The organism is Micromonospora sp. MP36, from assembly GCF_008119785.1.
Lineage (GTDB): Bacteria > Actinomycetota > Actinomycetes > Mycobacteriales > Micromonosporaceae > Micromonospora.
Genome location: NZ_VSFA01000031.1, coordinates 13,960 through 36,218 on the forward strand (window position 1 = coordinate 13,960; position 22,259 = coordinate 36,218).

Consider the following 22,259-nt stretch of genomic DNA (forward strand, 5'->3'; position numbering starts at 1 on the left):
ACCGCGTGCGGTCCCGTCGGGAGGATGAACGACCATGCCTGACCTGCTGTGGGATGACATCTGGGAGTTCCTGGACCTCGATCTCAATGGGAGATTGCCGGATGGCCACGTCTCCCATACGACGGCTGCTGATTGGCGGGCGGTGGTGGCACTCAGCCGCTGCCGGGGCTGGGGCGTGGAACTGTTCGAGGGTGGCGAGCCTGTCCCGCTGCCCGAGGGTGACGAGCTACCGTTCCACCGGGTCCGCGACGTGTGCGTGACGATGTCCGTCTCGCCGGTCCCGGACATCCACGTCAACTTCTTCCTCAACTCGCCTCGCTCGATCGACTTTGATGTCGACCTGCGGGAGGTGCAGACTCAGGAGCGGCTCGACCAGCTCTGCGACTTCCTCCGCGAAGTGGGACGAGAGCTGGGCAAGCGTGTGTTGATCACGCCTGAGGGTGCCTCGAACTACTTTCACCCATTCATGGGCTACGACCCGGAGGTCGACCGCGTCGTGGCGATGTCCGGTACCGCTGACCGGGAGACCGCCGTGGGCGATGCTGCCGCCTTTACTCTCGCCGACAACTGGCATGGCGGCTTCTACGAGCTCGCCTTGGAACTCGGTGGCGCCGGCGACGACGAGCGTCTCAGGCGAGCGCTGGTCGCCGTCTGGCGGATCGCCGGCGTGGTGGGTTGCTACGCCAACCGCCAGTCGGAGCCGTCCGCGCAGGACGTGGTGCCGTGCACGGTGGAGTCCCTGGAGCGTTTCGGGCACCTACGCGGCGTCGTCGAGTTGCCGTCCGGCGACCGGTTGGTCTGCGGAGCAGTGGCGGTACGCGAAGAACACGGTGCCGATTGGCTGGACTTCTACCTGCCTCTGGGTGCCCTCGGCCGGGTCGACGGGCGGGTGGGTGGGTATCCGTTCCTGCCCGACGACGACGATTCGCTGGCCTGGCGTCGGCCGGTCGACGACTGGTTGGCGAGCGTCGGCCGCCGGGTGTACGACGAGGTCGACTTCCGCCTCGGTCTCATCGGATTCGAGGTCTCCGGTGACACCTCGGCCGAGAAGTTGGGCCGCGGGCCCACGTCGCCGCGGCGTATCGCCTACCTCGTGCCTGACGGGGAGGGGCTCCGCTACCTGCCCGCTGAGCGGTAGCTCGGGCGCGACCGTCTCGCCTCACCCGCGACCAGGGCACGGGCGCGCTGAGTGATCTTGCTCCCCGGGCGGACCTTTCGCCGACGGCTGACCCGGGACGGCCGGCCCGCGGTCACGCGACAGGCGGCACGGGTTCGGGTGCGCCCCAGCCGTCCGGAACGGGCAGGCCGGCTTCCCGTCGGGCCAGGACGGCGGCGCCGACCTGTGCGGCCTGGGCGCCGAACGCGGAGCGCAGCACCGGGGGCGGGGTCCGCCAGGCGAGGGCCGCGCGCAGGGCGTCGCGTACCGGGTCGAAGAACAGCGCGCCCGCGTCGGCGAGCCCCCCACCGAGGACGATGCGGGCCGGGTCGAGGGTCAGGGTGAGGGTGGCCAGGGCAGTCCCGAGAGCCTGGGTGGCGTCGTCCCAGACGGTGCGGGCCACCGGATCGGTGACCACCGCGTCGGCGATGGCCCGGCTGTCCAACCCGGGGGTCCCGCCGAGTCGGCCATAGCGGCGGGCCAGCCCGCCGGCGGAGGCGTACACCTCCAGGCATCCCCGCTGCCCGCAACTGCACGGCTCCCCGCCGGGGTAGACCGGCATGTGGCCGACCTCGCCGGCCGAGTCGGTCGCGCCCGGCACGGGCGCGCCGTGCACCACCACCGCCGCGGCGATGCCGGTGCCCAGCGGTAGCAGCAGGAAGTTGTCCAGTCCACCGGCCGCGCCAGCCACCGCCTCGGCGACGCCGGCCGCCCGGGCGTCGTGCCCGACCGCCACCGGCAGCCCGAGGTCGTCCCCGATGAGGGCGCGGAGCGGCACGTTGCGGAACCTGAGGTTGGCGGCGTACCGCACCACCCCGTTGATCTCGTCGACGAGGCCCGGTGTGACCACGCCGATCGCGGCGGGTGAGGTGCCGAGGGCGAGCGCGTCCTCGCGCAACTGGAGGCACAGGGACCGGACGGCCTTGACCGGGTCGTCGTCCGCCCGCGACGGCGCGGTCAGCGAGTGCCGGAACTGGCCGTCCTCGCCGACCACGACGCCCTTGATGGTCGTTCCGCCGACGTCGACGGCGAGGACGCACTGGCCTTCGGGTTGCGTCACGCGATCACCCGGTCACCACGGTGAGGTCCGCGGTGAAGTCGCGGTCCAGGGGAAACACCGGTCGCACCACATTCTGGTACGGCAGCCGCGCGAGGTCCTGGTCGACGCCGCCCGGGGTCAGCGCGAGCAGCCAGTCGCCGGCCGCGTCGAACAGTTCGGGTTCGAGATAGCCGATCTTCACCACGACGAGATCCATCTCGTCGACCGCGATGCCCAGCCGAGCGTAGGAATCCAGCAGGCGGTACTGCATCCGGCGGGACGTGACGAGGACGCTGAGCCCGCCGACCCGTACGCTGACGCACCGTCCGCCGTCGGGATCGTCGGCGACCGCCTCCAGGATCCCGTCGAGTGCCAGCGGGCCCGGATCGCGGGGGTCGATCCGTCCGCCGACGGTCACCCGGACCGGTGAGCCGAGCGGCTGGTCGGCGATCTGCGTGACGGCCTGCGGGTCGACGAGCGAGGCGAACACGGCACGGCGCGCGCCGTCGCGGATCTCGGGGCGGGCCAGCATCCGTTCGAGGGCGAAGGTGACGTCGTCGGCGCCGCCGGCGCCGGGGTTGTCGCCCGAGTCACTGATGAAGAACGGTCGCCGGGCCGGGTCGGCGACCGCAGCCAGGGCGGTGTCGAGGCACTCGTCCATGGAGCCGGTGGGGGCGACGAAGGCGAACTCGTCGCGGGCCGCCCAGAAGTGCCCGCCGAGGTCACGGGCAGCCTCGGCGGTGGCGGTGGCGTCGGTACCGGTGACGACGACCGCGCCCCGGCAGCGCGGCTGGTCGGCCCAGGCGAAGCCGATCCAGATCGCCGCGTCGACGATGCCGTCCCGGGCCTCGACCTCGGGGATCCGCGCGTAGAGGCCCCGGGCCGGCTCCTCGCGGGTGCTGGTCATCTCGCCGGGCAGCAGGATCGGCACGTGGACCAGAGCCTTGTGCGGGCGCTGCTGTCGGCGCAGCGCCTCGATCAGGTTCCGGGCGGCGCGCTCACGGGTCTCCCACACGTCGATGTGCGGAGCGGTGCGATAGCAGGTGAGCAGGTCGCAGGCGTCGAAGAGCACCTGCGAGACGTTGCCGTGCAGGTCCATCGCCGCGGAGATGAACGGCTCCGGCCCGATCACGGACCGGATGGCGGTGACCAGTTCGCCCTCCGCGTCGTCACCTCCGACGACGGTCATCGCGCCGTGGATGTCCAGCAGCATGCCGTCCAGCGGACCCGCCGCAGCGAGCTTCTCCACCATCTCGGTGGCCCAGGCCTCGTACGTTGCCCGGTCCACCGCCCCGCCGGGCAGGGCCCGGGCGTGCACGAGCGGGATCCACTCGACGTCAGCGGCCCAGGGCTGGGCGGGGGAGAGCCAGTCGTATCGCGCCAGCAGCGCATCGCCTCGGGTGACCTCGAAGTCGTCGGCGGTGCTCAGGTGGGGCGAGAAGGTGCTGGACTCGATGTGGATGCCGCCGATGGCGACGCGGAGGGGACGGGGCACGGGTGTTGCTCCTCAGGAGGGTCGTACGTCGGCCGTCGTGCGCAGCAGGTGCCCGAGGCCGACCAGGGCCGCGTCCGGGCCCGCTACGCTGGCTTCGATGGTCAGGGACTGGGTCATGGACGGTAGGCAGCGCTCGTAGAGCATTCCCCGGGTCGCGGCCACGTAGACGTCCAGGCTGGACAGCGCGCCGCCGATGACGACGGCGTCGGGGTTGAGGAAGTTGACCAGGCCGGAGAGCGCCACTCCGAGCAGCCGGCCGGCCTGGCGCACCATGGTCACCACGGTCGGGTCGGCGTCGCTGACCGCCGCCACGATGTCCCGGATCGTGGTCGCCGGCGAACCCTGCTCGGCCAGTTGGCGGGCGAGGGCGGCACCGCTGGCAACGGTCTCCAGGCAGCCGCGGCTGCCGCAGGAGCAGTGCCGCTCGCCGCTGTCCGCCACGCGTACGTGGGTGACGTCGCCGCTGAGGCCACGGCCGCCGCGGAAGATCTGTCCGCCGCTGACCAGGCAGGCGCCGATGCCGGTGCCGGCCTTGACATAGATCATGTCGTCGGACTCCCGGCCCCGGGTGGCGTACTCGCCGATCGCCGCCGCCTTGGCGTCGTTCTCGACGACCACCGGCACCTGGAAGCGTTCGGCGAGGTGGCCTTTCGCGTCGACGCCGCTCCAGCCGGGCATCCGGGCGGGGCCGACCAGCCGCCCGTCGGGGGACGCGACCGGGCCCGGTAGGGCGACGCCGACCCCGAGCAGCTCCTGGCCGGCTGCGGTCGCCGCCTGGAGCCGCGCGAACGTCGCCGCGACGACGTCGAACACCTCTTCAGGCCCGGCGGCGATGTCGATCGCCACTTCCTCGGTGGCGTGCAGCTCTCCGCCGGGCGCGCACAACCCCACCCGGGCGTGCCTGCCGCCCAGCTCTGCGACGGCGAGGACGCCCTTGGTCTCCCGCAGGCGCAGGATCCGGGGGCGCCGGCCTCCGGTGGACCGACCGACCCCCTCCTCCAGGATGACGCCCTCCTCCAGCAGCCGGCGTACCACGCTGGTGACGGTCGACGGGGCGACCTGCAACGCCTCGATGAGGTCGGCGCGCGAGGTCGCCGCACCGCTGGACAGCAGGCTGAGGGTCTGGTCGCGCAGAGTGGCGGAGATCGATGGTTCCAAGATGTCTCTCCTTGTTCGGGCGGTCCTCCGGCGGGCCTCAGTCTGTCGCAGTTCCCGAGGCGGGGCGCTCCGGAGTCCACGCGAAGAGCATCGGAAGATGCTTCGCCGACTTAGATCGTACCCTGGCCGAAGTCGGCGAATAAAGAGGGTAAGTTTCGTTGACTCCAGACTTCGGCGCGGATACATTCTCCGCGTCGAACGTCGAGGAGCAGCACCAGGCGGCTGAACGAACGCCGGTAGCGCCCGGAGACGCGGGGCAGTGCACATCAATCGAGGAGATTCATGACGAGCAGATTTCCCCGGCGAGCCCTCCGCGGCGCGGTGGCGCTGGCCAGCGCGGTCGCCCTCGGGGCGGGCCTGGTCGCCTGCGGTGGCGGCAGCGGTTCATCGAAGAACGGCGGTAGTCAGGGCAAGGACACCGTGACCGTCGCCTTCCGTACCCCCAACTGGATCCTGCCGATCTCGGCACCCGGCTTCACGCAGGGCGAGAACGCCATCTTCGGCCAGGCGCTGTACCGGTCCCTCTACCAGTACAAGCTGGACGGCACCGCGCAGTACAACATCGACCCGCAGCGCTCGATGGCCGAGCCGCCGGTGGTGAGCGACGGCGGCAAGACGCTGACCATCACGCTGAAGGACAACACCTGGTCCGACGGCAAGCCCGTCACCACCAAGGACATCCAGTTCTGGTACGACCTGGTCACCGCGAACAAGGACAAGTGGGCGTCCTACCGGGCCGGCGGCCTGCCGGACAACATCGCGCAGTGGTCGGTCAAGGACGACAAGACCTTCTCGATCACCACCACGAAGGTCTACAACACCGCCTGGTTCGTGGACAACCAGCTCAACAAGATCACCCCGATGCCGGAGCACGTCTGGGACAAGGACTCCGCCACCGCGGCCGTGAGCAACCTGGCCAGCACGCCGGAGGGCGCGAAGAAGGTCTTCGACTTCCTCACTGCGGCCGCCAAGGACCCCAAGACGTACGACTCCAACGAGCTGTGGAAGGTCAACAGCGGCCCGTGGAAGCTGGACAAGTACGTGCCGAACGGTGAGGTGACCCTCGCCGCCCAGCCGAACTACTCCGGCGTGGACAAGCCGAAGCTGAAGAAGATCGTGCTCCGGCCGTTCACCGGCGACGACGCCGAGTTCAACGTGCTGCGCGCCGGTGACATCGACTACGGGTACGTGCCGGCGGCCAACCTGTCCCAGGAGAGCTACCTCAAGTCCAAGAACTACACGGTCTCACCGTGGTACGGCTGGTCGGTCACCTACCTGCAGCTGAACTTCAACAACCCGAAGACCGGGGTGCTGTTCAAGCAGCCGTACCTGCGGCAGTCGCTGCAGATGCTCATCGACCAGCCGACCATCAGCAAGGTGATCTGGTCCGGCACCGCCGCGCCGACCTGCGGCCCGGTGCCGGCCAAGCCGGGCACCAACGGCACCGACGCCGCCGGCTGCGCGTACTCCTTCGACCCGGCCAAGGCCAAGGAACTGCTGGAGAGCCACGGCTGGAAGGTGACCCCGGACGGGCAGACCACCTGCCAGTCGCCGGGCACCGGACCGAACCAGTGCGGCGACGGCATCGCCGCCGGCGCGGCGCTGAACTTCACCGTGACCAGCCAGACCGGTTTCGCCGCCACGACCAAGATGTTCGCCGAGATCAAGTCGCAGATGGCCAAGCTCGGTATCCAGCTGACCATCAAGGAGGTGCCCGACTCGGTCGCGGTCACCCCGGCCTGCAAGCCGACGGAAGCCACCTGCTCGTGGGACATGTCCTTCTTCGGCTCGCAGGGCAGCTGGTACTACCCGGCGTTCGCCAGCGGCGAGCGGCTCTTCGCCACCGGCGCCCCGGTCAACCTGGGCAGCTACAGCAACCCCGAGGCCGACAAGCTCATCGAGGCCACGCAGTTCTCCGGCGACGAGAGCGCGCTCAAGGCGTACAACGACTTCCTCGCCAAGGACCTGCCGGTGCTCTGGATGCCGAACCCGGTGTTCCAGGTCTCGGCGTACCGGTCCGGCCTGCAGGGCGTCGAGCCGCAGGACCCGATGAACTTCATGTACTTCCAGGACTGGTCCTGGAAGTGACCGATCACTGACCGTCCCGGCCCCGGCGGCGCCCACCGCGCCGCCGGGGCCCCGACCGGGGAGGAGGAACCGCCCAGGTGGTCCGGTACCTCATCACGCGCTTGGGCCAGGCCCTCATCGTCGTCGTGCTCGTCACGGTGATCGCGTTCCTCATCCTGCACCTGCTGCCCGGGGGCGCCGCACGGGCCACCCTCGGCAAGGAGGCGACGCTGGAGCAGTTGGCGGCGTTCAACCACGACATGGGCTACGACCGGCCCTGGATCCAGCAGTACGGCATGTACGTGCAGCGCCTGCTGCACGGCGACCTCGGCTACTCGTACCAGCTCAACCAGTCGGTCGTCGAGGCGATCAGCCAGCGACTGCCGAAAACCATGGTGTTGTCGCTGCTGTCGACCCTGCTCGCCATCGTGCTGGCGATCCCGCTCGGGGTGATCCAGGCGGTACGCCGCAACCGCTGGCCCGACTACGCCATCACCTCGCTGTCGCTGCTGGCGTACGCCACGCCCATCTTCTTCATGGGCCTCATGATGATCATCCTGTTCTCGCAGGTCTGGCCGATCCTGCCGCCGGAAGCGCCACAGGGGTTCACAGTGGCGGAGGTGCTCGCCGATCCGGCCGGGCTGATCCTGCCCACGGTCACCCTCGCCATCGTCACCATCGCGGTCTACTCGCGGTACGTACGCTCCGCCATGGTCGACAACCTCAACGAGAACTACGTCCGCACCGCCCGCAGCAAGGGCCTCTCCGAGCGGCGGGTCGTGCTGCGGCACACGCTGCGCAACGGACTGTTCCCGGTCATCACGCTGCTCGGCATGTACCTGCCCGCGCTGTTCAGCGGGGCGCTGGTCGTCGAGTCGCTGTTCAACTTCCCCGGCATGGGGCAGCTGTTCTGGCAGGCGGCACTGAAGCGCGACTTCCCGATCCTGCTCGGGGTCACCGTCATCATCTCGATCGCGACGGTCGTCGGCGCCCTCGTCGCCGACCTGCTCTACGCCGCCGTCGATCCCCGGGTCCGACTCCGCGGGAGCACGTCATGACCACACTCTCCGAGGCGGTCCGCCCAGGTGCCGCCCCCGACCAGCCGGCCGACGCGGCCGAGGCCCCGGTGCGCGGCCTCTGGCGGCAGGGACTGGTCGTCTTCTGCGAGAACCGGCTCGCCCTGGTCGGCCTGGGCCTGTTCGTCCTGCTGGCCGCGGTCTGCTTCCTCGGCCCGCTCTTCTACCACACCGACCAGGTGCACACGGACCTCACCGCCGTCCACCTGGCCCCGGGTGAGCAGGGGCATCCGCTCGGCACCGACGGGGTCGGCTACGACCAGCTGGGGCGGCTCATGCTCGGCGGTCAGACCTCGATCATCGTCGGGCTCGCGGCCGGGATCCTCGCCACCGCCCTGGGCACGCTCTGGGGCGCCGTCGCCGGGTTCGTCGGCGGATGGATGGACGCGGCGATGATGCGGGTGGTCGACGCGATGATGTCGATCCCGTCGCTGTTCCTGTTCATGCTGCTCGCCGCCATCGTCACCCCGAGCGTGCCGATGCTCATCCTCATCATCGGCGCCTTCGCCTGGCTGGGGCCGGCCCGGCTGGTCCGGGGCGAAGCACTGACCCTGCGCTCCCGCGAGTACGTCCAGGCCATGCGGGGCATGGGCGGCACCGGCGGCCGGGCGGTGCGCCGGCACATCGTGCCGAACGCCATCGGGACCGTGATCGTCAACGCGACCTTCCAGGTCGCCGACGCGATCCTCTACGTCGCGTACCTGTCCTTCCTCGGCCTCGGCGTCCCCCCGCCCGCGGCGAACTGGGGCGGGATGCTCTCCGACGGCCTCGCGGACACCTACAGCGGCCACTGGTGGCTGCTGTACCCGCCCGGAATCGCCATCATCCTCATCGTCCTCGCCTTCAACTTCATCGGCGACGGGCTGAGGGACGCCTTCGAGGTCCGCCTCCGGCGACGCTGAGCAGGAGCAGAAAATGAGCGAATCGACCGTTCGGAAGTCGTCGGCCGGGCAGCCGGCAGCGGTTCAGCCCTTGCTGGAACTGCGCGATCTCGACACCGACATCGCGCTGCGCCGCGGTACGGTGCACGCCCTCGACGGGGTCAGTCTCGAGGTCATGCCGGGGGAGACCCTCGGAGTCGTCGGCGAGTCGGGCAGCGGCAAGACGATGACGGCCCTGTCGATCATGGGTCTGCTGCCGCCCGGCGGCCGGGTCTCCGGCGGGCAGATCCTCTTCGAGGGCCGGGACCTGCGATCGTTGCCGGCCGACGAGGTACGCCGGACCCGTGGTGTCCGGATGGGCATGGTCTTCCAGGACCCGCTCACCTCGCTCAACCCGACCATGCGGATCGGGGTCCAGGTCGCCGAACCGCTGCGGGTGCACGAGCGAGTCGGCAGGGCGGAGGCCCGGGACCGGGCCATCGAGATCCTGCGCCGGGTCGGCATGCCGCGCCCGGAGCGGATCGTCGACAACTACCCGCACGAACTGTCCGGCGGGATGCGGCAACGGGTCGCCATCGCGATGGCGCTGGTCTGCTCCCCACGCCTGCTCATCGCCGACGAGCCGACCACGGCGCTCGACGTCACCACGCAACGGCAGATCCTCGAACTCATCGACGACCTGCGGGAAGAGTTCGGGATGGCCGTCATCCTGGTCACCCATGACCTGGGAGTGATCGCCGGCCGCGCCGACCGGGTCGCCGTCATGTACGCCGGACGGGTGGTGGAGACCGCCGCGACCGAGCAGCTGTTCCGCTCGCCCCGGCACCGCTACACCGAGGCGTTGTTGGAGGCGCTCCCCGAGTCGGCGATCCGGGAATCCGGCGCACACGCCCGGCTCTACAGCATCCCAGGACTGCCGCCGGACCTGTCCCGGCCCCTGACCGGCTGCCGGTTCGCGCCACGCTGCCGGCACGTCACCGACGAGTGCCGGACCACCGACGTGACCCTGTCGACCGGCGAGCACCAGCACGCCTGTCTGCACCCGGTGCCCGCGGCGCCCGCCGCACCGGTCACCCTGCCGGCCCCGGTACGGGTCGAGCCGGCGCCGGAGCCGGCAGCCACGACGGCCAAAGCGGGCCAGCCGGCGGCGACGCCGGTCCTGTCGGTGCGGGAACTGGTCAAGAACTACGCGGCGCACGGCGGTGGGCTGCTGCGCCGGACCGCCGGACAGGTGAGCGCCGTGGCAGGTGTCTCGTTCGAGGTAGGCCCGGGGGAGACCTTCGGGCTGGTCGGCGAGTCCGGCTGCGGCAAGTCCACCGTGGGACGGCTGGCCGTCGGGCTGGAGCGGCCGACCGCCGGGCAGATCATGCTGGACGGCGTGGACATCGCCAGCCTGACCGGGCGGGAACGCCGCCGGATGCACCGGCAGGTCCAACTGATGTTCCAGGACAGCTACGCCGCGATGAACCCACGGATGCGCGTCGACGCCATCCTCGCCGAACCGCTGGAAATCCAGAAGGTGGGCGACGGGACGGCCCGGCGGGCGCGGATCGCCACCCTCCTCGACCAGGTGGGACTGTCGCGGCGGGTCCTCGAGCGCTACCCCCACGAGTTCTCCGGCGGCCAGCTGCAGCGCATCGGGCTGGCCCGGTCGCTGGCCCTGCAACCCCGGCTGATCGTCGGGGACGAGCCGGTGAGCGCGTTGGACGTGTCGATCCAGGCGCAGGTCCTCAACCTCATGCGGGATCTGCAGCGTGAGCTTGGCCTGGCGTACGTCTTCATCAGCCACGACCTGTCCGTCGTCGACTACATGGCCGACCGGATCGGCGTCATGTACCTCGGCAAGCTCGTCGAGGTCGGTCCCGCCCGGGACGTGGTCCGAGCCGCCCGGCACCCGTACACGCAGGCGCTCATCGACGCCGTCCCCTCCATCACGCCGAACGCCACGGCCGCGCGCGACGGCGTCACCATCCGAGGTGAGCTGCCCAGCGCGGTGAACCCGCCCACCGGGTGCCGATTCCGGACCCGCTGCCCCCTGGCGCAGGAGATCTGCGAGACGGAACCGCCGCTGGCCGGCGACGGGCACCAGGTGGCCTGCCACTTCCCGCTGCGGCCGGAGTCGAGCGAGGCGTCCGCCCGGGCCGGGGCGGCCGCATGACCGAGCGGAGCGAGGTCATCAACAGACTCAGCCCCACGGGTCAGGCCGATGACGAGCGAAGCGAGGAGGCGGCATGACCACGGTGGAGATCTGTGTGAGTGACGTGCCGACCGCGCTGGTGGCCGAGACGGCCGGGGCCGACCGGGTGGAACTCTGTGCCGATCTCGGGCAGGGCGGCACCACCCCCAGCCTGGGGACCGTCGAGGTCGCCCTGCGGACGTTGCGCAGGGTGGGGGTACGGGTCATGGTCCGTCCCCGGGGCGGCGACTTCCGGGTGAGCGAGATCGAGGAGCAGGTCATGCTCGCCGACATCGCGGCCATCCGCGGCCTGCCCAATCCGTACGGTCTCGCGGTCGGGGTGGTGGTCGGTGCGGTCACCGCCGACGGTGGCCTTGACCTGACGGTGCTGCGGCGCCTGGTCGAGGCGGCGGGGCCGCTGCCGGTGACCGTGCACAAGGCCTTCGACGAGGTCGGCGACCAGCTGAAGGCGATCGAGGAGATCATCGATCTCGGGGCCGACGCGGTGCTCACCTCGGGCGCGGCGCCCACCGCGCTGGCCGGCGCCGCGCGGATCGCCGCGCTGCGGCAGCGGGCCGGCGACCGGTTGCGGGTGATCGCCGGCGGCGGCATCCGATCGCACAACGTCCGGCAGGTGCTCGCGGAGACCGGGGCGCGGGAGGTGCACCTGCGGGCACCGGTGCGGCGCGACGGACGCGAGGCCACGGACGGCGACGAGGTTCGCCGGGTCGTCGCCGCCACGCGTGCCCGTTGACGGGTCTGCCCAGCGGAGTGGCCGACCCCGGGCCAGCGGCCCATGGCGGCGCGGCGATCACGAGTTGACCGGTCAGGAGTGGGGTCATCGGTCCTTCGTGCCGGGCGGCGGGTGCCCTGCGCTCCGCCCGGCCGCCGGGGCGGCCGAGCGGAGCCGGTGCGGGGACCTCGGTCAGCCGAGGGTGGCGGTGTCGATGACGAATCGGTAGCGGACGTCGGAGGCGAGCACCCGCTCGTAGGCGTCGTTGATCTTGTCGGCGGAGATGAGTTCGATGTCGGCGCCGATGTGGTGTTCGGTGCAGAAGTCGAGCATCTCCTGAGTCTCGCGGATGCCCCCGATCATCGAGCCGGCGTAGGAGCGTCGAGCGCCGATCAGGGAGAAGACGTTGAGGGTCAGCGGTTCGGCCGGGGCGCCGACGTTGACGAGCGTGCCGTCGACCGCGAGCAGGCCGAGGTAGGCGTCGACGTCGATGTGCGCGCTGACCGTGTTGATGATCAGGTCGAACCGGCCGGCGAGCTGCTCGAAGGTGTCCGGGTCGCTGGTGGCGTGGTAGTGGTTGGCGCCCAGGCGGAGTCCGTCCTCCTGCTTCTTCAGCGACTGGGACAGCACGGTCACCTCGGCGCCCAGGGCGTGGGCGATCTTGACCGCCAGGTGCCCCAGCCCGCCGAGGCCGACGACGGCGACCTTCTTGCCCGGGCCGGCGCCCGAGCGGCGCAGCGGTGAGTAGGTGGTGATGCCCGCACACAGCAGCGGAGCGGCGGCCGCGAGGTCGATCCCCTCCGGCACCGACAGGACGAAGTCGGCATCGACCACGACGTGGGTGGCGTAGCCGCCCTGGGTGACGGTGCCGTCCCGGTCGACGCCTCCGTAGGTGGGCACCATGCCGTTGAGGCAGTACTGCTCGTCGCCGTTGCGGCAGTTCACGCAGTCCCGGCAGGCGTTCACCATGCAGCCGACCCCGACCCGGTCGCCGGCCTGGTGCCGGGTGACCTCGGAGCCGACCTCGGTGACGATGCCGACGATCTCGTGGCCGGGCACCAGCGGGTAGGGCTGGGGTCCCCAGTCACCGCGGACGGTGTGGATGTCGGAGTGGCAGATGCCCGCGTACTTGATCTCGATGAGCACGTCGTTGGGGCCGACCTCGCGCCGCTCGATGAGCGTGGGGGCCAGCGGCTCGGACGGGCCGGGTGCTGCGTAGGCGTGAACACGCACGAGGTGTTGCTCCTGTTCTTCGTGGTCGAGCAGATGGGTGTGTGCGCCGTCGTGACGGCGGGACCGCCATCCAGGGAACCTCGTCGGCGAACTGCCGGGGAGCCTCTGATGAAAGGTGTACTGGCAGAGCACCCCACAGCAAGCCGTGGCAGGTACGGGACAGGGGATCCGACCGAGCTGCCAGCTCGGCCGGCGGGTGGATCACTCCGTGAAGACGTTTTGTGCGTCGGCATCCGTTTCCTGGGAGGCGGCCCAGGAGGCGAGCAGGCGTAGTGCGTCCTCGGAGGGGGAGTTGGGTTCGGCGGTGTAGATGGTGAGGGTGAGGCCGGGTTCGGCGACCATTTCCAGCGCTTCGTAGGCGAGGGTCAGGTCGCCGACGATGTGGTGGCGGAAGTTCTTGGCGCCGGTGCCGTGGTGTCGGACGTTGTGGGCTCCCCAGCGTTTCCGGAACTCGTCGCTGCAGGTGGAGAGTTCACCCACGAGGTCGTGGAGGTCCTTGTCGTGGGGGTCGCGGCCGGCTTCCGTGCGGAGAATGGCGACGCAGATGTCGGCGGCGACGTCCCATTCCGGGTAGAAGCGGTGCGCTTTCTCGTCGAGGAAGGTGTGTCGTGCGATGTTGGCGGGGCGCTGTGGCTGGGCGTACACCTCGGCGTAGAACGCTCGGGCGAGCCGGTTCGCGGCGAGCAGGTCCATGCGGCCGTTGCGCACGAACGCGGGACCTTGGGTGACGGCGTCGAGGGCCCATTGCAGGCTGGGGCGCACCGACCATTGCCGCGCGGTGCGCCGGCGGGGCCGCATGAGGGCGCTGCTGCCTTCCGCGGCGCGGGCGAGGTCGAACAGGTGGGCCCGTTCTGCATCGTCGAGTTGGAGCGCTCGTGCGATGGCGTTCAGCACACTCGGCGACACTCCGGCGAGGGAGCCTCGTTCGAGTTTCGAGTAGTACTCGATGCTCACGCCGGCCAGCAACGCGACTTCGCTGCGGCGCAGTCCCGGGACCCGCCGGTTCGTGCCGGCGGGCAGGCCCGCCTGCTCCGGGCTGATCTTGGCGCGCCGCGAGACGAGGAACTCGCGGACCTCCGTGCGGTTGTCCACGTCTTCGACGGTACGTGTCACGGCTGGCCGATGGGGTGCCCTGTCAGTACACCTTCCAGGAGAAACTCCCTGAACGGGCGCTGCCGCGGTTTGCTGGACGGCGAGGAACGCGCCGCCGCGTCCGGTGCGAATGACTCTCGTCGTCGAAGACGGGAAGCAGGCCCGGATGGCGGCATCATCACGGCTTGCCCGGGTAGGCCGGAGAGGATAACAGGCCGGATCGCGGCCGGGCTTTCGGAAAGGAAGAACCTATGCGTGGTGTCGTCATGCACGCCCCCGGCGACGTCCGGGTGGAAACGCGGGAGGATCCCCGGATCCTGCTCCCGACCGACGCGATCATTCGCCTGTCCGCGACCTGTGTCTGCGGTTCGGACCTGTGGCCGTACCGGGGCATCGAAGCGGTCAAGGGGCCGTCCCCGATGGGCCACGAGTACGTCGGCGTCGTCCAGGAGGTCGGCAGCGAGGTCAGGAACATCAAGCCGGGCCAGTTCGTCATCGGCTCGTTCTTCGCCTCCGACAACACCTGCGTCATCTGCCAGGCCGGCTACCAGTCCTCGTGCATCCACCGGGAACTCGTCGGTGGGCTCGGCGCCCAGGCCGAGTACCTACGCGTACCCCTGGCCGACGGCACCCTGGTCGCCACGCCGGACACTCCCTCGGACGACCTGATCCCCAGCTTCCTCGCCGCCTCCGACGTGCTCGGCACCGGCTGGTTCGGCGCGGTGGCCGCCGAGGTCGGCCCGGGCAAGACCGTCGCGGTGGTCGGTGACGGGGCGGTCGGGTTGCTCGCCGTGCTGGCGGCCAAGCAACTCGGCGCGGAACGCATCATCGCGATGAGCCGGCACGAGCCGCGCCAGAAGCTCGCGGCGCAGTACGGCGCGACCCATATCGTCACCGAGCGCGGCGATGACGGCGTGGCACGGATCAAGGACCTCACCGACGGCCTCGGGGCGCACTCGGTCATCGAGGCGGTCGGCACCCAGGAGTCGATGATGCAGTCCATCCGCGCCACCCGGCCCGGCGGCCACGTCGGCTACGTCGGCGTCGCCCACGGAGTCGAACTGCCCGGCGAGGAGTTGTTCTTCTCCCACGTGCACCTGCACGGCGGCCCCGCACCGGTACGCCGGTTCCTGCCCGAGCTGATCGATCTGATCTGGAACCGGCAGATCGACCCCGGCAAGGTCTTCGACCTCACCCTCCCCCTTGAGCAGGCCGCCGAGGGGTACCAGGCCATGGATGAGCGTCGCGCCATCAAGGTCCTCCTCAATCCTTGACGACCTGCGCCACGCGGAGCGGGTGGCCGCCCTGGCGGCGCACACGCGGCTGATCGACCTGGAACCCGGAAGGAATCAGCATTGGGCGCGACGGCTGACGGCAGCTTCGGTCACGCCCTGGTCGTCGACGGCGGCCAGACCGCCTGATTCCACACAGGAGGAAACCTTGGAGATTCTGACCAGGCAGCCGTCGGTCAAGGGGCCGGCCGAGTGGTTCACCGGGGACGTCTGGTTCGACCAGATCGTTCCGATGACCGGACCGTCCATCGGCCGGTGCAACGCCGTGCACTTCGCCCCCGGCGCGCGCACCGCATGGCACCGGCACGCCAACGGGCAGTTGCTGCACGTCACCGAGGGCGTTGGGCTGACCCAGTCCCGCGGCGGCGAGGTCGTCGTCATTCGCCCGGGCGACACCGTCTGGTGTCCGCCCGGCGAGTGGCACTGGCACGGTGCCGCCCCTGACCACTTCATGACCCACCTGGCCATCTGGGACGGCCTCATCCCAGGGCAGGACGGGCCGGAAACGCAGTGGGGCGAGCACGTGACCGACGACGAGTACCGCCGGCAGCCCGCGTGACCACCTGCCGCCGGCCTCGTCCCGCGGCCGGTTGCCCGTCTATCGACCACCAGGAGGAGTGCGGACATGTCCGAGACCACTCAGCAGAGCTCCGCCCGGAAGATGCTCGGCACCTTCGCGCCGAAGCTCGTCTCCCTCACCGACGACGTGCTCTTCGCCGACGTCTGGGAGCGGGCCGACCTCGCGCCCCGCGACCGCAGCCTGATCACCATCGCGGCCCTGGTCGCCGGTGGCAACACCGAGCAGTTGCCGTTCCACCTCAACCTCGGCAAGCAGAACGGCCTCACGCAGGCCGAGATCGTCGAGGCGATCACCCACCTGGCGTTCTACACCGGGTGGCCCCGGGCCATGTCCGCCATCGCAGTGGCCAAGCAGACCTTCGAGGGCTGACCGTAGCGCCAGCCAGCGGTGTGCCGTCCAGCGTGGTCGACGTCCCCGAAGGTGCGCCGGGTGCCGTCTCCGCCACCCTCCTGTCATCGTGCGCGGGACAAGGAAGCGACGGTGCCCCGGTGACACGTGCCTGGTTCACCTGGCCGACTGTGCCGGGATTCTGACCTCCGGATCGGCGCGGAGCACGTCGACGGCCAGGGCTCGCACCGCGGCTTCGTCCACGTCGACGCCCAGGCCGGGTCCGGTGGGCACCGCGGCGACCCCGTCGCATACCTCGACGGTGTGCCCTCCCGTATAGGTGGACTCGATGAACTGTCGGCCGTTGAGGTCGACCGGCGTGTCGATGCCGAAGGCCGAGAACAGATGCAGCGACGCGGCGAAGCCGAGGTCGGAGTCGGTGAGGCCGGAGCCCATCAGGCGCACCCCGCTGTCCTCGGCGAGGGCGCACATCCGCCGGGAGAGCGCGAGGCCGCCGCTGCGCTGGACCTTGGCGATCGCGACATCGACCGCATCCAGGCGTACGAAGGTGGCGAGGTCGCTGGGGTGCCGCAGGCTCTCGTCGAGCGCGACCGGCACGGGGGAGTGCTCCCGCAGCCGCCGTAGGCCGGTGATCTGGTTGGCCGGCAGCGGCTGCTCGAAGGCGGTGACGTCGAGTTCGGCGAGCCGGCGGGCCACCTGTAGTGCCTGGTCGACCTGGTACGCCTGGTTGGCGTCCACCCAGATCGCCGCGCTCGGCGCCGCTCGGCGTACCGCCTCGACGAACGCGATGTCCTGCTCGATCCCGGCCAGCCCGATCTTGACCTTGAAAGCGGTGTATCCGAGGGCGTGGCCCTCGGTGACGCTGTCGGCGACCGCCTCGGGGGTCTTGGCGGAAATGATCCAGCCGAGTGGGATCCGTTCGGTGCGACGTTGCCCCCAGAGCGCTCCGAGCGGGACGCCGACCGCCCGTCCGATGAGGTCGTGCAGGGCGATGTCGAGGGCCGACTTCGCGATCGGCGCACCGATCGTGAAGCCGCGGTTGATGACCCGGTCGAACGTGGACGTCATCGCGTCGAGGTTCCACGCCTGGACGCCGAGGACCGCGGGCGCCAGGTAGCGGTCGATCGTGGTGACGATGCTCTCGGTGGTTTCGTAGGTCCACGACGGTGTCGGAGTGGCTTCACCCCAGCCGACGACGCCGCCCGCGGTCACCTTCACCAGCACCCGCCGGCTGGGCTGCCCGACCGTCGCGACGGTCCCCCCGGCGATCTCGAACGAACGGATCGTCGGGAGTTCGACCACGAAGGTCTCCACCCGCTCCACGACGAGACCGTCCAGTGCCCCGGCGTGCTCGGGCCCATGAGTCGGCATGCCGTACCCCACCTCTTCCATGGCATCTATTTAGGAATGAATTCATTCCCTGCAATCGCTGGTATCCGGAAGCTTACCGCCGGAACGAGCCGCGTAAAGCAGGGAAAATTCTTGTCCGGAGAGGATTGACGCAGGGACATCTACTGCTCAAGAATCGTCAGCCATGACCGGCAACGATGGTTTGGATTCATTCCCTCAAGGGACGAAATTCCGAGCCCTGGCAGCCCACCTCCGGCAGCAGATCGCCGAAGGTCGGTGGTCGGTCGACGCGCGCCTGCCCACCGAGCAGGAGTTCGCGCAGACCCACGAGGTAGGGATCAACACGGTCCGCCGCGCGATCAACCTGCTGGTGGACGAGGGGTTGGTCCGCCGTCGCCAGGGCTCCGGCACCTACGTGGTGGCGATACCGGCGCAGGCCGGGCGCAGCGCCCGCTTCGTCGGCGTGCTCGTACCGTCCACCTCGTACTTCTACCCGCGCGTGATCGAGGGGATCGAGCGGGTGATGACCGCTGCCGGCGTCCGGATCGTCCTCTCCAGCTCCGAGTACGACCCGGACCTGGAGGCGCAGCAGATCAACCAACTGCTCGCCGCGGACGTCGACGGCCTGCTGCTCGTGCCCAACCTGCACCTGATCGAGAACCCGCAACGGTACGTCGACCGGCTGCACCGGCTGCCGGTCCCCTACGTGCTGGTCGAACGGCGACCCCCGGAGCCGGCACCCGACGACGCCACACCGTACGTGTGCACCAACCACCTCGGCGGGGGCTACGCGGCGGTACGGCACTTCGTCGAGTTGGGGCACCAGCGGATCGGGCACCTCGGCCGGATCCGGACCGCGACCGCCGACATGGTGGCCGGGGGCTTCGACCGCGCGGTCAGGGACCTCAACCTGCCGCAGATCCCGGCCGCGGTCGTGCGGCGCGAGGAGTGGTCCCCTGACGAACTCGCGGCCTACGCACAGATCTGCCAGGACAACGAGATCACCGCGGTGTTCTGCCTCGGCGACCGGGACGCCGCGGGACTACTGCCACACGCGCGCCGGCTCGGACTGACCGTGCCCGACCGGCTGGCGGTGATCGCCTACGACGACGAGGTCGCGGACCTCGGCGAGGTGCCACTCACCGCCATCTCCCCGCCGAAGACCGAGGTGGGCAAGCTCGCCGCCGAGGTCCTGCTGCGACGCATCGAGCAGGGCGTCTCGGCGCCCGTCCACCAGATCCAACTGCAACCACGCCTGGCGATCCGGGCCTCGTGCGGCGCCGCCGCGCGCGACCGGTAGGCCGTGACCGGCCGAAGGCCGGGCGGAGACACCGTTCAGCCGAGACCGCTGCCCGCCGGGCGACCAACAAAGGAGATCCACGATGAGGATGCAACGCTTCTCGCCGGGCCGGCGTCTCGTCGCCCTGGCAGGTGTCGCGGCGCTCGCGGCGACGATGTTCGGTTGTGGCGCGGGCTCCGCGGAGAGCGACGGCCGGGTGACCATCAGGCTGGGCTACTACGCCGAGGCGGGCGGCCCCGCCGACAAGACGATGCGCTCGCTCGCCGACGAGTTCATGAAAGCGAACTCCGGCATCAAGCTGGAGCTGGAGTCGGCGCCGTACACGGACTTCTTCAAGCGGCTGCGCACCCAGCTCGCGGGCGGTCGGGGGCCCGACGTGTGGCTCTCCGACGGCGTGCTGGTGCAGGAGTACGCCGGCCGCAACAGCCTGCGCGACCTCAGCGACTTCGTGAAGACGATCAACACCGACGACTACTACGGCGTGGACCTCAACCGCGACTCCGACGGCCACGTCTACGGCTTCCCCCAGGGCGCGCAGACCCCGGTGCTCTTCTACAACAAGAAGATGTTCGCGGACGCGGGTGTCGCGGAGCCGACCGGCGACTGGACGTACGACGATCTCACCGCCGCCGCGAAGAAGCTGACCCGGGACACCAACGGTGACGGCAAGCCCGACGTGTGGGGGATGCGCGTCTACTCGCCCGGCTTCACCGAGAGCTGGTGGCCGATGATCAAGGCCTTCGGCGGCGACATCGTCGCCGACGGGGGGCACAAGGTCGTCATCGACAGCCCGCAGAGCCGCGCGGGGCTGGACTGGATGCTGAACGCGATGTACACCGAGAAGGCCGGCCCGGACGTGGTCACGACCAAGGCGCTGGGCAGCCCGCACACGATGTTCGCCAGCAACCGCGTGGCCATGCAGTTCGGCATCTACGCCCGTACCATCCCGGCGAACGCGGCGAAGATCGACTTGGGTGTGGCGCCGATGCCGAAGGGTCCGGCGGGTCGGGGCCACGTGGCGATCGCGAACTCCTGGGTGGTCAACAAGGCCGCGAACCAGCGGAAGGCCGAGGCCGCCTGGAAGTGGATCACGTACTTCGCCTCCGAGAAGCCGCAGACCAACTGGGCCGGGATCGGCGAGGCGATCCCGATCAACAAGAAGGTGGCCGCGTCCGACGTGTTCCTGAAGCCGGGTACCCCGCCGGCCAACCGGCAGGCGTTCCTCGACGCTCTCGCCGAGGCCGACGACCTCGGGCTCAACCCGGTGTGGACCGAGTACACCACGGCCGTGGCGAACCAGATCGACCGAGCGCTGGCCAAGGAGAAGCCCGTCGGTGACGCGCTGACCGACGCCCAACGGGATGCCCAGCAGATCATCGACCGGTTCTACGCGAACAAATGAGTCAGCCCCGCCAGGCCGAGGGAGGAGGTGGCGCGCTGTGACGACCATCGAGGATCGAGTGGAACAGGGGCGTCGCCCCTCCCTCGGTGACGGAAGGAGAGACGGGGGCGAGCGGCCGGGCTTCGGTCAGCGGGCTTGGGCGACCGTGTTCGCCTTCCCGTACCTGGCACACCTGGTGGTGCTGACCGCGTGGCCCGTACTGGCGCTGGCCTACTTCAGCCTCACCGACTACGACACGCTCTCCTCCCCGAGATGGGTGGGGCTGGACAACTTCCGCCGCCTGTTCGGCGACGAGGCGTTCTGGCGATCACTGCTCAACACCGCCTACTTCGCGGTGCTGTTCGTGCCCACCCAGACGATCCTCGCGCTGCTGCTCGCGGTCGCGCTGAATCAGCGCCTGCGCTGGATTTCGTGGCTCCGCAGCGCGTACTTCGTGCCGGTCGTCTCGTCCTGGGTCGTCGTGGGGTACGTCGCCGACGCGGTCTTCAACCCGCAGTTCGGGATGGCCAACACCGTCCTGGGGTGGCTCGGCCTGCCCCCGGCGACCTGGCTGCAGAGCCCGGTGCTCGTCATCCCCACGCTCGCCCTCGTCGCGGTGTGGAAGGGCGTCGGCTACATGATGGTGCTCTTCCTCGCCGGACTGCAGAACATCCCGGAGGAGCTGTACGAGGCCGCCAAGATCGACGGCGCGTCGGCCTGGCAGCGGTTCCGCCGGGTCACCCTGCCCGGCATTTCCGGAACGACGTTCCTCGTCCTGGTCCTCTCGACGATCACCACCCTGCAGGCCTTCGAGCAGGTCTACGTGATGACCGGACCGATGCGGGGCCAGCCCGCCGGTCAGCCGAACGGGGCGAGCGAGATGACGGTGCTCTTCATGTACCAGCAGGGTTTCGAGTTCTTCAACATGGGCTACGCGTCCGCGGTGGCGTGGGTGCTGTTCGCGCTGATCTTCATCCTGACGATGGTCCAGCTCCGGCTGCAGAAGAAGTGGGTGCACTATGCCTGACACCGGTCAGCGAGGCCGGGCCCGGCAGCGCCGCAACCGGCCGGGCCGTTGGCTCGCCTACCTGTTCCTCGGCCTCGGCGCGGCGGTGATGGTCGTCCCGTTCGTCGCCTCCGTCGCGAACTCGTTGAAGAACTTCGCGCAGTACGTCGCGGTGCCGCCGATCTGGGTCCCCGATCCGCCAGCCTGGTCCAACTACAGCCAGGTGTGGGAACGTGCGCCGTTCGGCCTGTACGCCTGGAACAGCTTTCTCATCGCGACCCTCGCCGTGGTCGGCAACGTGGTCACCAGCGCGATGGTGGGTCACGCGCTGGCCCGGATGAAACTGCCGGGCAAGGAGGTGCTGCTCGCCGCGGCGCTCGGCACCCTGATGCTGCCCACCGTTGTGACGATCATCCCCAACTTCATCCTGTACAAGCACCTCGGTTGGCTCGACACCATGCTGCCGCTGGTGGTGCCGTACTGGCTGGCGACGCCGTTCGGGATCTTCCTGATGCGCCAGACGTTCCTCGCGATCCCGCGCGACTTCGAGGAGGCGGCGGCGCTCGACGGGGCCAACCCGTGGCAGGTGTTCTGGCGGGTCCACATGCCACTCGCCAAGCCGGCGCTCGCGACCCTCGGCGTCTTCACGTTCATGGCGTCCTGGGGTGCCGTGCTCGAGCCCACGATCTACCTCACCTCGCCGGAGAAGTACACCCTGCCCATCGGGGTGATGAGCCTGCAGGGCCAGTTCATGGGCAACGACCAGCTCGTCACCGCCGCCGCGCTGATGTCGCTCGTGCCCATGCTGCTGCTGTTCCTGCTCGCCCAGCGCTACTTCGTCCGCGGCGCGATGGCCAGCGGCCTCAAGGGCTGACGGTCGCCTGCCGCCCTGCTGC

General features: G+C 70.0%; 19 protein-coding genes. 13 read left to right on the forward strand and 6 right to left on the reverse strand.

Features of this window, described 5'->3' with window-relative positions; translation table 11 throughout:
- Positions 1-34 precede the first annotated feature (34 nt).
- On the forward strand, positions 35-1,138 hold the full coding sequence (locus FXF52_RS43200) for a hypothetical protein (protein WP_255472170.1): 1,104 nt from the start codon (positions 35-37) through the stop codon (positions 1,136-1,138).
- Between the two features lie 112 nt (positions 1,139-1,250).
- Here FXF52_RS43200 and FXF52_RS20680 read toward each other — a convergent pair whose 3' ends face one another.
- Genes FXF52_RS20680 through FXF52_RS20690 form a run of 3 tightly spaced genes read right to left on the reverse strand, consistent with a single transcriptional unit; the run spans position 1,251 to position 4,848 of the window.
- Positions 1,251-2,216 carry an ROK family protein gene (locus tag FXF52_RS20680; RefSeq protein ID WP_148799028.1) on the reverse strand — a complete coding sequence of 322 codons (966 nt, stop codon included), beginning with the start codon at positions 2,214-2,216 and terminating at the stop codon, positions 1,251-1,253.
- Positions 2,217-2,220: 4 nt separating this feature from the next.
- Complete coding sequence (locus FXF52_RS20685; protein WP_148799030.1) at positions 2,221-3,690, reverse strand: M81 family metallopeptidase; 1,470 nt, start codon at positions 3,688-3,690, stop codon at positions 2,221-2,223.
- Positions 3,691-3,702: 12 nt separating this feature from the next.
- The gene (locus FXF52_RS20690) at positions 3,703-4,848 is read right to left on the reverse strand and encodes an ROK family transcriptional regulator (RefSeq protein WP_148799032.1); all 1,146 of its coding nucleotides are present in this window, start codon (positions 4,846-4,848) and stop codon (positions 3,703-3,705) included.
- Positions 4,849-5,130: 282 nt separating this feature from the next.
- Here FXF52_RS20690 and FXF52_RS20695 point away from each other — a divergent pair, with 282 nt between their 5' ends.
- The 5 genes from FXF52_RS20695 to FXF52_RS20715 all read left to right on the forward strand — a co-directional run bounded on the left by FXF52_RS20695 (position 5,131) and on the right by FXF52_RS20715 (position 11,802).
- Positions 5,131-6,936 (forward strand): peptide ABC transporter substrate-binding protein, encoded by a 1,806-nt coding sequence (locus tag FXF52_RS20695; RefSeq protein WP_148799034.1) that lies wholly within the window; start codon positions 5,131-5,133, stop codon positions 6,934-6,936.
- Positions 6,937-7,013: 77 nt separating this feature from the next.
- On the forward strand, positions 7,014-7,973 hold the full coding sequence (locus tag FXF52_RS20700; protein WP_148799036.1) for an ABC transporter permease: 960 nt from the start codon (positions 7,014-7,016) through the stop codon (positions 7,971-7,973).
- Complete coding sequence (locus FXF52_RS20705) at positions 7,970-8,893, forward strand: ABC transporter permease (RefSeq protein WP_148799037.1); 924 nt, start codon at positions 7,970-7,972, stop codon at positions 8,891-8,893. The genes FXF52_RS20700 and FXF52_RS20705 overlap by 4 nt, the downstream gene beginning before the upstream one ends.
- Before the next feature lie 13 nt (positions 8,894-8,906).
- Positions 8,907-11,030 carry an ABC transporter ATP-binding protein gene (locus FXF52_RS20710; RefSeq protein ID WP_148799039.1) on the forward strand — a complete coding sequence of 708 codons (2,124 nt, stop codon included), beginning with the start codon at positions 8,907-8,909 and terminating at the stop codon, positions 11,028-11,030.
- Between the two features lie 73 nt (positions 11,031-11,103).
- Positions 11,104-11,802 carry a copper homeostasis protein CutC gene (locus tag FXF52_RS20715; RefSeq protein WP_148799041.1) on the forward strand — a complete coding sequence of 233 codons (699 nt, stop codon included), beginning with the start codon at positions 11,104-11,106 and terminating at the stop codon, positions 11,800-11,802.
- Positions 11,803-11,973: 171 nt separating this feature from the next.
- Here the strand turns inward: FXF52_RS20715 and FXF52_RS20720 are convergent, their stop codons facing one another.
- Positions 11,974-13,014, reverse strand: a complete 1,041-nt coding sequence (locus FXF52_RS20720) for an NAD(P)-dependent alcohol dehydrogenase (RefSeq protein ID WP_148799043.1) — start codon at positions 13,012-13,014, stop codon at positions 11,974-11,976.
- 201 nt (positions 13,015-13,215) lie between these two features.
- Positions 13,216-14,106: a helix-turn-helix domain-containing protein gene (locus tag FXF52_RS20725; protein ID WP_148799045.1), complete on the reverse strand. Its 891-nt coding sequence runs from the start codon at positions 14,104-14,106 to the stop codon at positions 13,216-13,218.
- A 251-nt stretch (positions 14,107-14,357) separates the two neighbouring features.
- Here FXF52_RS20725 and FXF52_RS20730 point away from each other — a divergent pair, with 251 nt between their 5' ends.
- From FXF52_RS20730 to FXF52_RS20740, 3 genes are all read left to right on the forward strand, one after another.
- Positions 14,358-15,380, forward strand: a complete 1,023-nt coding sequence (locus tag FXF52_RS20730; protein ID WP_148799047.1) for a zinc-dependent alcohol dehydrogenase family protein — start codon at positions 14,358-14,360, stop codon at positions 15,378-15,380.
- A 166-nt stretch (positions 15,381-15,546) separates the two neighbouring features.
- Complete coding sequence (locus FXF52_RS20735) at positions 15,547-15,957, forward strand: cupin domain-containing protein (RefSeq protein WP_148799049.1); 411 nt, start codon at positions 15,547-15,549, stop codon at positions 15,955-15,957.
- Positions 15,958-16,023: 66 nt separating this feature from the next.
- A complete protein-coding gene (locus FXF52_RS20740; protein WP_148799051.1) occupies positions 16,024-16,347 on the forward strand; it encodes a carboxymuconolactone decarboxylase family protein in 324 nt (107 codons plus the stop codon).
- 135 nt (positions 16,348-16,482) lie between these two features.
- Here FXF52_RS20740 and FXF52_RS20745 read toward each other — a convergent pair whose 3' ends face one another.
- The gene (locus tag FXF52_RS20745; RefSeq protein WP_148799053.1) at positions 16,483-17,697 is read right to left on the reverse strand and encodes a mandelate racemase/muconate lactonizing enzyme family protein; all 1,215 of its coding nucleotides are present in this window, start codon (positions 17,695-17,697) and stop codon (positions 16,483-16,485) included.
- A 163-nt stretch (positions 17,698-17,860) separates the two neighbouring features.
- On the opposite strand from FXF52_RS20745, the gene FXF52_RS20750 reads away from it, so the two are divergent.
- The 4 genes from FXF52_RS20750 (at position 17,861) to FXF52_RS20765 (ending at position 22,237) form a co-directional block, all read left to right on the forward strand.
- On the forward strand, positions 17,861-18,976 hold the full coding sequence (locus tag FXF52_RS20750) for a substrate-binding domain-containing protein (protein ID WP_148799055.1): 1,116 nt from the start codon (positions 17,861-17,863) through the stop codon (positions 18,974-18,976).
- Between the two features lie 82 nt (positions 18,977-19,058).
- Entirely contained in the window at positions 19,059-20,378 is a 1,320-nt protein-coding gene (locus FXF52_RS20755; protein WP_148799058.1) for a sugar ABC transporter substrate-binding protein, read from the forward strand.
- A gap of 37 nt (positions 20,379-20,415) precedes the next feature.
- Positions 20,416-21,384 carry a carbohydrate ABC transporter permease gene (locus tag FXF52_RS20760; protein WP_222870594.1) on the forward strand — a complete coding sequence of 323 codons (969 nt, stop codon included), beginning with the start codon at positions 20,416-20,418 and terminating at the stop codon, positions 21,382-21,384.
- Positions 21,377-22,237 carry a carbohydrate ABC transporter permease gene (locus FXF52_RS20765; RefSeq protein WP_148799062.1) on the forward strand — a complete coding sequence of 287 codons (861 nt, stop codon included), beginning with the start codon at positions 21,377-21,379 and terminating at the stop codon, positions 22,235-22,237. The genes FXF52_RS20760 and FXF52_RS20765 overlap by 8 nt, the downstream gene beginning before the upstream one ends.
- Positions 22,238-22,259 lie beyond the last annotated feature (22 nt).